Source organism: Pseudomonas sp. 10S5, assembly GCF_035019745.1.
In the GTDB taxonomy this organism is placed as follows: Bacteria; Pseudomonadota; Gammaproteobacteria; order Pseudomonadales; family Pseudomonadaceae; genus Aquipseudomonas.
Map to the genome: position 1 here is coordinate 117,981 of NZ_JASJVL010000016.1, position 9,433 is coordinate 127,413.

8 protein-coding genes are annotated in these 9,433 nt (G+C 54.9%); all 8 read left to right on the forward strand.

What is annotated here, in order from left to right; all coding sequences use genetic code 11:
• The first annotated feature begins 10 nt into the window (after positions 1-10).
• Positions 11-547, forward strand: a complete 537-nt coding sequence (locus QN378_RS17755) for a F0F1 ATP synthase subunit delta (RefSeq protein ID WP_322206005.1) — start codon at positions 11-13, stop codon at positions 545-547.
• A gap of 21 nt (positions 548-568) precedes the next feature.
• Positions 569-2,113: a F0F1 ATP synthase subunit alpha gene (atpA, locus tag QN378_RS17760; RefSeq protein ID WP_322206006.1), complete on the forward strand. Its 1,545-nt coding sequence runs from the start codon at positions 569-571 to the stop codon at positions 2,111-2,113.
• 50 nt (positions 2,114-2,163) lie between these two features.
• Positions 2,164-3,024: a F0F1 ATP synthase subunit gamma gene (gene atpG, locus QN378_RS17765; protein ID WP_322206007.1), complete on the forward strand. Its 861-nt coding sequence runs from the start codon at positions 2,164-2,166 to the stop codon at positions 3,022-3,024.
• Between the two features lie 28 nt (positions 3,025-3,052).
• Entirely contained in the window at positions 3,053-4,432 is a 1,380-nt protein-coding gene (gene atpD / locus QN378_RS17770; protein ID WP_322206008.1) for a F0F1 ATP synthase subunit beta, read from the forward strand.
• 46 nt (positions 4,433-4,478) lie between these two features.
• Positions 4,479-4,904, forward strand: coding sequence for a F0F1 ATP synthase subunit epsilon (locus tag QN378_RS17775; RefSeq protein WP_322166813.1), 426 nt, complete (start codon positions 4,479-4,481; stop codon positions 4,902-4,904).
• A gap of 113 nt (positions 4,905-5,017) precedes the next feature.
• The gene (gene glmU / locus QN378_RS17780) at positions 5,018-6,385 is read left to right on the forward strand and encodes a bifunctional UDP-N-acetylglucosamine diphosphorylase/glucosamine-1-phosphate N-acetyltransferase GlmU (RefSeq protein ID WP_322206009.1); all 1,368 of its coding nucleotides are present in this window, start codon (positions 5,018-5,020) and stop codon (positions 6,383-6,385) included.
• Positions 6,386-6,517: 132 nt separating this feature from the next.
• Positions 6,518-7,285 carry a DeoR family transcriptional regulator gene (locus tag QN378_RS17785; RefSeq protein WP_322206010.1) on the forward strand — a complete coding sequence of 256 codons (768 nt, stop codon included), beginning with the start codon at positions 6,518-6,520 and terminating at the stop codon, positions 7,283-7,285.
• A 9-nt stretch (positions 7,286-7,294) separates the two neighbouring features.
• A complete protein-coding gene (glmS, locus tag QN378_RS17790) occupies positions 7,295-9,130 on the forward strand; it encodes a glutamine--fructose-6-phosphate transaminase (isomerizing) (protein ID WP_322206011.1) in 1,836 nt (611 codons plus the stop codon).
• Positions 9,131-9,433 lie beyond the last annotated feature (303 nt).

A 9,433-nucleotide genomic window follows, 5' to 3' on the forward strand; every position in this document is an offset into this window, starting at 1 on the left:
GAGGGCGATCATGGCAGAACTGACCACGTTGGCCCGACCTTACGCTAAGGCAGCCTTCGAGCATGCACAGGCCCACCAGCAACTGGCCAATTGGTCAGCCATGCTTGGCCTGGCTGCAGCTGTGTCGCAAAACGACACAATGCAGCGGATGCTCACGGCACCGCGACTGACGAGCGCAGACAAGGCCACCACTTTTATTGAAGTGTGTGGCGACAAGTTTGATGTCAAGGCACAGAATTTCATCCACGTCGTTGCTGAAAACGACCGTCTCCTGCTTCTACCGGAGATCGCCGAACTGTTTGACCTGTACAAGGCCGAGCAGGAAAAATCGGTCGATGTGGATGTCACCAGTGCTTTTGCATTGAACGAAGAACAGCAAGACAAACTCGCCAAGGTTCTCAGTGCACGGCTCGGCCGGGAAGTGCGCCTGCATGCTGCGGAGGATGCCTCTCTAATAGGTGGTGTCATCATCCGCGCCGGCGACCTGGTTATCGATGGCTCAGTTCGTGGCAAACTCGCGCAACTGGCCGAAGCATTGAAATCTTGAGTTTGAAGGGGCAGCAGAGCAATGCAGCAACTCAATCCTTCCGAAATAAGTGAAATTATCAAGGGTCGCATCGACAAGCTCGATGTAACCTCCCAAGCCCGTAACGAAGGCACAGTCGTCAGCGTATCTGACGGCATCGTGCGGATTCACGGTCTGGCCGACGTTATGTACGGCGAAATGATCGAGTTTCCGGGCGGCGTCTTTGGTATGGCGTTGAACCTTGAGCAAGACTCTGTGGGTGCCGTTGTATTGGGCGCTTACCAGATGCTGGCTGAAGGCATGAGCGCCAAGTGCACTGGCCGCATCCTCGAAGTTCCGGTTGGTCCGGAATTGCTGGGTCGTGTAGTCGATGCATTGGGTAACCCAGTTGACGGCAAAGGCCCTCTGAACAACGTCCTTACCGACGCTGTCGAGAAGGTTGCACCCGGCGTGATCTGGCGTAAGTCGGTAGACCAGCCTGTACAGACTGGCTACAAGGCTGTCGATGCCATGATCCCTGTCGGCCGTGGTCAGCGCGAGCTGATCATTGGTGACCGTCAGATCGGTAAAACCGCTCTGGCGATCGACGCGATCATCAATCAGAAAAACAGCGGCATCTTCTGCGTCTACGTAGCAATTGGTCAGAAACAATCGACCATCGCTAACGTGGTTCGCAAACTCGAAGAAAACGGCGCGTTGGCTAACACCATCGTCGTTGCTGCCAGTGCTTCCGAATCGGCTGCGTTGCAGTTCCTTGCTCCGTACTCCGGTTGCACCATGGGCGAATATTTCCGCGACCGCGGCGAAGACGCGCTGATCGTTTATGACGATCTGTCCAAGCAAGCAGTGGCTTACCGCCAGATTTCCCTGCTGCTGCGCCGTCCGCCAGGCCGTGAAGCCTACCCAGGCGATGTGTTCTATCTCCACTCCCGTCTTCTGGAGCGCGCATCGCGTGTTTCCGAAGCGTATGTAGAGAAGTTCACCAACGGTGCTGTGACTGGCAAGACTGGTTCGTTGACCGCTCTGCCAATCATCGAAACTCAGGCTGGCGACGTTTCCGCGTTCGTTCCGACCAACGTGATTTCCATCACCGACGGTCAGATTTTCCTGGAATCGGCGATGTTCAACTCTGGCATCCGTCCAGCTGTGAACGCCGGTGTTTCCGTATCCCGTGTGGGTGGTGCTGCTCAGACCAAGATCGTCAAGAAGCTTTCCGGTGGTATCCGTACCGCTCTGGCTCAGTACCGTGAATTGGCGGCATTCGCCCAGTTCGCTTCTGACCTGGACGAAGCCACTCGCAAGCAGCTTGAGCATGGTCAGCGCGTTACCGAGCTGATGAAGCAAAAGCAATATGCGCCGATGTCTATCGCTGATATGTCGTTGTCCCTGTATGCCGCTGAACGTGGCTTCCTGGTGGACGTCGAGATTCCAAAAATCGGCAGCTTCGAGCAGGCTCTGATTGCTTACTTCAACCGCGATCACGCCGAATTGATGGCGAAGATCAACGTGAAGGGTGACTTCAATGACGAAATCGATGCAGGCCTTAAAGCCGGTATCGAAAAGTTCAAGGCCACCCAAACCTGGTAAGCCGCAGCGGGGGCCGAGAGGCTCCCGCTTGCTAACCTGATAGGTGTTACATGGCAGGCGCAAAAGAGATTCGCAGTAAGATTGCGAGCATCAAAAGCACGCAAAAGATCACCAGCGCCATGGAAAAAGTGGCGGTTAGCAAAATGCGCAAGGCTCAAATGCGTATGTCGGCTAGCCGTCCTTACGCGGAGCGCATCCGCCAGGTAATCGGACATCTGGCCAACGCCAACCCGGAATACCGCCACCCGTTCATGATTGATCGCGAAGTAAAGCGTGTCGGTTATGTCGTTGTGAGCAGTGACCGAGGTTTGTGCGGCGGCTTGAATACCAACCTGTTCAAGGCTTTGGTCAAGGACATGGCGGTAAACCGTGAAGACGGCGTAGAGATCGATCTGTGTGTGATCGGCAGCAAAGGCGCGACCTTTTTTCGCGTTTTTGGCGGTAATGTCGTCGCTGCGATCAGCCATCTGGGCGAAGAGCCATCGATCAATGACTTGATTGGTAGCGTCAAGGTGATGCTGGATGCCTATTTGGACGGTCGTATCGATCGTCTGTCCGTGGTGTCCAACAAGTTCATCAACACCATGACGCAGCAGCCTCAGGTGGAACAGTTGATTCCGCTGGTTGCGACCCCGGATAAAGAACTCAAGCACCACTGGGACTATCTTTACGAACCGGACGCCAAAGAGCTGCTTGACGGCTTGATGGTTCGCTACGTTGAGTCACAGGTCTACCAAGCGGTGGTCGAGAACAACGCAGCTGAACAAGCCGCGCGGATGATCGCAATGAAGAACGCTACTGATAACGCCGGTGATTTGATCAGCGATTTACAACTGATCTACAACAAGGCGCGTCAGGCTGCGATCACCCAAGAGATCTCGGAAATCGTCGGCGGCGCTGCCGCGGTTTAACGGTTCAAATATTCAGAGGATCCAGCTAATGAGTAGCGGACGTATCGTTCAAATCATCGGCGCCGTGATCGACGTGGAATTTCCACGCGAAAACGTACCGAGTATCTACAACGCGCTGTTGGTAAAAAGCGCGGCCGGGACCACCCTGGAAGTTCAGCAGCAGCTGGGCGACGGCGTGGTCCGTACTATTGCGATGGGCTCCACCGAGGGCTTGAAGCGCGGTCTGGAAGTCACGGACTCTGGCGCAGCCATCTCCGTACCGGTCGGTAAAGCGACCTTGGGCCGGATCATGGATGTTCTGGGTAACCCGATCGACGAATGTGGCCCGATCGAAACCGAAGAGCGTTGGGGCATTCACCGTCCTGCGCCTACTTTCGCTGAACAGGCAGGCGGTAACGACCTGTTAGAAACCGGCATCAAGGTTATCGACCTGGTATGCCCGTTCGCAAAAGGCGGTAAAGTCGGTCTGTTCGGTGGTGCCGGTGTAGGCAAAACCGTAAACATGATGGAACTGATCCGTAACATCGCCATCGAGCATAGCGGTTATTCCGTGTTCGCCGGTGTGGGTGAGCGTACCCGTGAGGGTAACGACTTCTACCACGAGATGAAGGACTCCAACGTTCTCGACAAAGTGGCATTGGTTTACGGTCAGATGAACGAGCCGCCGGGTAACCGTCTGCGTGTAGCACTGACTGGCCTGACCATGGCCGAGAAATTCCGTGACGAAGGTAACGACGTTCTGCTGTTCGTCGACAACATCTATCGTTACACACTGGCCGGTACTGAAGTATCCGCACTGCTGGGGCGTATGCCATCTGCAGTAGGTTACCAACCTACCCTGGCTGAAGAGATGGGTACTCTGCAAGAGCGCATCACTTCGACCAAAGCCGGTTCGATTACCTCGATTCAAGCTGTCTACGTACCTGCGGATGACTTGACCGACCCGTCGCCTGCGACCACGTTTGCCCACTTGGACGCTACCGTCGTACTGTCCCGTGACATCGCTTCGCTGGGTATCTACCCGGCGGTTGATCCGCTGGATTCGACTTCGCGCCAACTGGATCCGGATGTTGTAGGTCAGGATCACTACGACACCGCTCGCGGCGTACAGTACGTGCTGCAGCGTTATAAAGAATTGAAGGATATTATTGCGATTCTGGGTATGGACGAGCTGTCAGAAACTGACAAGCAGTTGGTATCCCGCGCACGTAAAATCCAGCGTTTCTTGTCGCAGCCGTTCTTCGTGGCTGAAGTCTTTACGGGTGCCTCGGGTAAATACGTTTCCCTGAAAGACACCATTACTGGCTTCAAAGGCATCCTCAACGGTGACTACGACCACTTGCCAGAACAAGCGTTCTACATGGTCGGCGGCATCGAAGAAGCGATCGAGAAAGCCAAAAAACTGTAATCCCGGTGCCCGGTAAAACGGGTGCTAATTAGGTTGAGGCAAGCAAATGGCTATGACAGTCCATTGCGATATCGTCAGCGCGGAAGGAGAAATTTTCTCCGGTCTGGTCGAGATGGTGATTGCGCACGGCAACCTGGGTGATATCGGTATCGCTCCAGGCCACGCGCCGCTGATCACTGATCTGAAGCCAGGTCCGATCCGCTTGATCAAGCTGGGCGGGGAAGCCGAGGTGTTTTACATCTCGGGCGGTTTCCTCGAAGTGCAGCCAAACATGGTCAAGGTTCTTGCCGACACTGTGCAACGTGCTGCCGACCTAGATGAAGCCTCTGCTCAGAACGCTGTAAAAGCGGCTGAGAAGGCGCTAAATGAAAGAGGTGCAGATTTCGATTACGGCTCTGCGACCGCACGTCTGGCGGAGGCGACAGCTCAGCTGCGCACCGTTCAGCAAATTCGTAAAAAATATGGTGGTTAACCCCATCCGTTTTTTACGTGATTGAGAAAAAGGGTAGCCTCGGCTACCCTTTTTTCTTTTTTAAAATTCACCACCGGTCGCCCTCGCTGACCGCCTAGGATTGGTAGACAGCTATGTCACTTGATATCGTTATTCTCGCTGCGGGCCAAGGCACACGTATGTGTTCGGCCTTGCCCAAGGTTCTGCTTCCGGTGGCGGGTGACTCTATGCTCGGGCATGTTATCCACAGCGCGCGCCAACTTAATCCACAGCGTATCCACGTGGTGATTGGTCATGGTGCCGAACTGGTTCGCGAGCGTTTATCGGCAGATGACCTTAATTTCGTCTTGCAAGACAAGCAGCTTGGCACTGGCCACGCGGTAGCCCAAGCGCTGCCTGAGTTAACCGCTGATAACGTGCTCATTCTTTACGGCGACGTGCCGTTGATTGAGGTGGACACGCTGCGGCGCCTGTTGAAGAACGTCACCACCGAACAATTGAGTCTACTGACGGTGACGCTTGCTGACGCCACAGGTTATGGCCGGATCGTGCGAGATGAACAGCATCGAGTCGCTGCCATTGTGGAGCACAAGGATGCGACCGAGGCGCAGAAAGCGATTACCGAAGGCAACACCGGTATTCTCGCTGTGCCTGGCAAGCGGTTGGCGGACTGGCTGGGTAGGTTGTCCAACAACAACGCTCAGGGCGAGTATTACCTGACTGACGTAATCGCCTTGGCAGTGCAGGATGGGCTGGTGGTCGCCACCGAGCAGCCGCTGGATGCCATGGAGGTTCAGGGCGCCAATGACCGCAAGCAACTTGCCGAACTGGAGCGTCACTATCAGATACGTGAAGCCCGCCGTTTAATGGCGTTGGGTGTCACCCTGAGAGACCCGGCGCGTTTCGATGTACGCGGCGAAGTAAGCGCTGGCCGCGATGTACTGATTGACGTCAATGTGGTCCTTGAGGGCCGAGTGATCATCGAAGATAACGTCATCATTGGTCCCAATTGCATCATAAAAAACAGTACGTTGCGCAAGGGCTCAGTTGTTAAAGCCAACAGTCATATTGACGGTGCGGTGCTGGGCGAGGGAAGCGATGTAGGTCCTTTTGCTCGACTTCGCCCAGGCAGCGTCCTAGAGGCGCTGGCGCATGTGGGTAACTTTGTTGAATTGAAAAACGCCCACCTCGGAGAAGGCGCTAAAGTGGGCCATTTGACCTACCTGGGCGATGCAGAGGTGGGTGCGCGGACCAATATTGGGGCCGGCACCATTACCTGTAACTACGACGGGGTGAACAAACACAAAACCATCATTGGTGAAGACGTATTTATCGGTTCCAATAATTCGTTGGTGGCGCCTGTGGATATCTATTCGGGTGCCACTACGGCTGCTGGATCTACCCTCACTCAAAACGTCCCCGCCGACCATTTAGCCATTGGACGCGCCCGTCAGCGCAACATCGAAGGATGGAAGCGGCCGGCAAAAATCAAAAAAGACTGAAGTTATCCACAGACGAATCATTGCCACGATCTATTGGGGAAAAATCGACAACAGGCAGACATTAGCTTGACGAATTTTCGCTAATGGGTTTTGATTGCCTTCGTTATCTTTCGAAGCGAAATTTATCTCCCCATGTCGAAACGCAATACACCACAACGTCGCCACAATCTGCTTGCCTTGCTCAATGAGCAGGGCGACGTGAGTGTCGACGATATGGCAAAACGCTTTGATACCTCGGAAGTGACTATTCGTAAAGACCTCGCAGCGCTTGAAGGCGATGGATTGCTGCTGCGTCGCTACGGCGGCGCGATTGCGCTGCCGCACGAGTTAATGGCAGATAGCTGCCAGCCAGTCTCAAAGTACAAGCTAGCCATTGCACGAGCCGCTGTTGCAAGGATTCGAGAGCACGCACGCATTATTGTGGACAGTGGCAGCACGACCGCTACGTTGATTTCTGAGTTGGGCAGCCTGCCCGGGTTGGTGGTGATGACCAATTCGCTGCAGGTTGCCACCGCGCTGACTGAACTTGAGCGCGAGCCGGTGCTGCTGATGACTGGCGGCACATGGGATCCACATTCCGAATCGTTCCAAGGACGGGTCGCCGAAAAGGTGCTTCGCTCCTACGATTTTGATCAGTTATTCATTGGTGCTGATGGCATTGATTTGAATCGCGGCACGACAACATTCAACGAACTGCTGGGCTTAAGCCAGGTTATGGCTGAAGTTGCTCGTGAAGTCGTGGTGATGGTTGAAGCAGATAAAGCTGGTCGAAAAATTCCCAATCTGGAACTGCCGTGGAGCAGTATCCACACCCTAATTACCGATGATCGCTTGCCCACTGAGGCACGTGAACAGATTCAAGCCCGCGGCATAACCCTTATTTGTGCTGCTGTTTGCTAGGAGAGAACCATGTGTGGAATTGTCGGCGCTGTTGCTGAGCGTAATATCACAACCATTTTGCTCGAAGGCCTCAAGCGCCTGGAATACCGTGGCTACGACAGCGCTGGCGTGGCGCTTTTTACCAACGCGGGCAAGCTTGAACGCTGCCGTCGGCCGGGCAAGGTTGCTGAGCTAGAGCAAGCGCTCGCTGGCGAACCGTTGATTGGCCGTCTAGGCATTGCTCATACCCGTTGGGCAACCCATGGCGCGCCGTGCGAGCGTAATGCTCACCCGCACCTTTCTGCGGATGAACTGGCGGTCGTGCACAACGGCATCATCGAAAACCATGAAGAACTTCGGGACCGTCTCGAAGGCCTGGGATACGTCTTTACCTCGGACACCGACACCGAAGTCATCGTCCACCTCCTGCATCACAAATTTAAAGACTCAGGTGATTTGACCATTGCGTTGAAGGCCGCCGTCAAAGAGCTGCACGGCGCTTATGGTTTGGCTGTGATCAGCGCCAAGCAGCCAGATCGTTTGCTTGCTGCCCGCAGTGGCAGTCCTTTGGTCATCGGCCTGGGCCTGGGTGAAAACTTCCTCGCGTCGGACCAACTCGCGCTGCGGCAAGTTACTGACCGTTTCGTGTACCTGGAAGAAGGCGATATCGCTGAGATTCGTCGCGACAGCGTGCAGATCTGGACGGTTGCTGGTTTGCCGGTCGAGCGTGAAGTCGTCCAATACCATGAGGGCGCGGAAGCGGCCGACAAAGGTAAGTTCCGCCATTTCATGCTCAAGGAAATCCACGAACAACCGAAAGTAGTGCAGCGCACACTTGAAGGACGTTTGGGTCAACACCAAGTGTTGGTTCAAGCATTTGGACCACAGGCAGCCGAACTGTTTGCCAAGGTGCGTAACGTGCAGATCGTAGCGTGCGGTACCAGTTACCACGCAGGCATGGTGGCCCGATACTGGTTGGAAGCTTTGGCCGGGATCCCGTGTCAGGTCGAAGTTGCCAGCGAGTTCCGTTACCGCAAGGTCGTTGTGCAGCCCGACACGTTATTTGTCTCGATCTCACAATCGGGCGAGACCGCTGACACCCTCGCCGCTTTGCGCAACGCAAAAGAACTGGGTTTCCTCGCCAGCCTGGCTATCTGCAACGTCAGCATCAGCTCGCTGGTGCGTGAGTCGGACTTGACGCTCCTGACCCAGGCCGGCCCGGAAATAGGCGTCGCCTCCACCAAAGCCTTTACCACCCAGCTGGTTGCTTTGCTACTGCTGACCCTGGCCTTGGGGCAAGTAAAAGGCACGCTGGAAGAAGGCGTTGAAGCAGAATTGGTTGAAGAACTCCGTCGCCTTCCTATCCGTCTGGGCGAAGCGTTGGCCATGGACAGCACCGTCGAAAAAGTCGCCGAGCTGTTTGCCGAGAAGCATCACACCCTGTTTTTAGGGCGTGGCGCCATGTACCCGGTTGCCATGGAAGGATCGCTCAAGCTCAAAGAGATTTCCTATATCCACGCAGAAGCCTATCCAGCCGGTGAACTCAAACACGGTCCGTTGGCCTTGGTCGACAGCGACATGCCCGTCGTCACCGTGGCGCCGAACAACGAGCTGTTGGAAAAGCTCAAATCCAACTTGCAAGAAGTCCGCGCCCGCGGCGGCGAATTGATCGTCTTCGCTGACGAACATGCCGGCATGACCAACGGCGAAGGCACACACGTCATCGCCATGCCGCACATCATCGACACCCTGGCGCCTATTCTCTACACCGTCCCCCTGCAGTTGTTGTCGTATTACGTCGCGGTACTTAAGGGCACGGACGTGGACCAACCGCGTAACTTGGCGAAATCGGTGACGGTGGAGTGAGTTGTCCACATTTGGGGCTGTGTGGTCTTACGAAATAAAAACTGTCGCAACTAAATAAAAACTGTCGCTGGCGGCTTCCTTTCCTCGGGTCGGTTTGCCAGCGACAGCTCTCCTCAACGTGCCTCCTCGCTTCGGGCACGTATCAAGGTTTGAAAGCCCAATATGATCCTAGCGATTCAGCCGGAAGAATCAGTCCGTTCCTACGTGGAAAGAAATCTTTTCATTAATGGGAAACATTCTTCAGAGGATGCTTTTCGGAATTTTTCAAAAACCTGCCCCTCAACCTCCGACTCGCTGGAGATC

Excerpts from the sequence above, each read along its gene's own strand:
- QN378_RS17755 (WP_322206005.1), top strand. The coding sequence starts at position 11 with ATGGCAGAACTGACCACGTTGGCCCGACCTTACGCTAAGGCAGCCTTC.
- atpA (WP_322206006.1), top strand. The coding sequence starts at position 569 with ATGCAGCAACTCAATCCTTCCGAAATAAGTGAAATTATCAAGGGTCGC.
- atpG (WP_322206007.1), top strand. The coding sequence starts at position 2,164 with ATGGCAGGCGCAAAAGAGATTCGCAGTAAGATTGCGAGCATCAAAAGC.
- atpD (WP_322206008.1), top strand. The coding sequence starts at position 3,053 with ATGAGTAGCGGACGTATCGTTCAAATCATCGGCGCCGTGATCGACGTG.
- QN378_RS17775 (WP_322166813.1), top strand. The coding sequence starts at position 4,479 with ATGGCTATGACAGTCCATTGCGATATCGTCAGCGCGGAAGGAGAAATT.
- glmU (WP_322206009.1), top strand. The coding sequence starts at position 5,018 with ATGTCACTTGATATCGTTATTCTCGCTGCGGGCCAAGGCACACGTATG.
- QN378_RS17785 (WP_322206010.1), top strand. The coding sequence starts at position 6,518 with ATGTCGAAACGCAATACACCACAACGTCGCCACAATCTGCTTGCCTTG.
- glmS (WP_322206011.1), top strand. The coding sequence starts at position 7,295 with ATGTGTGGAATTGTCGGCGCTGTTGCTGAGCGTAATATCACAACCATT.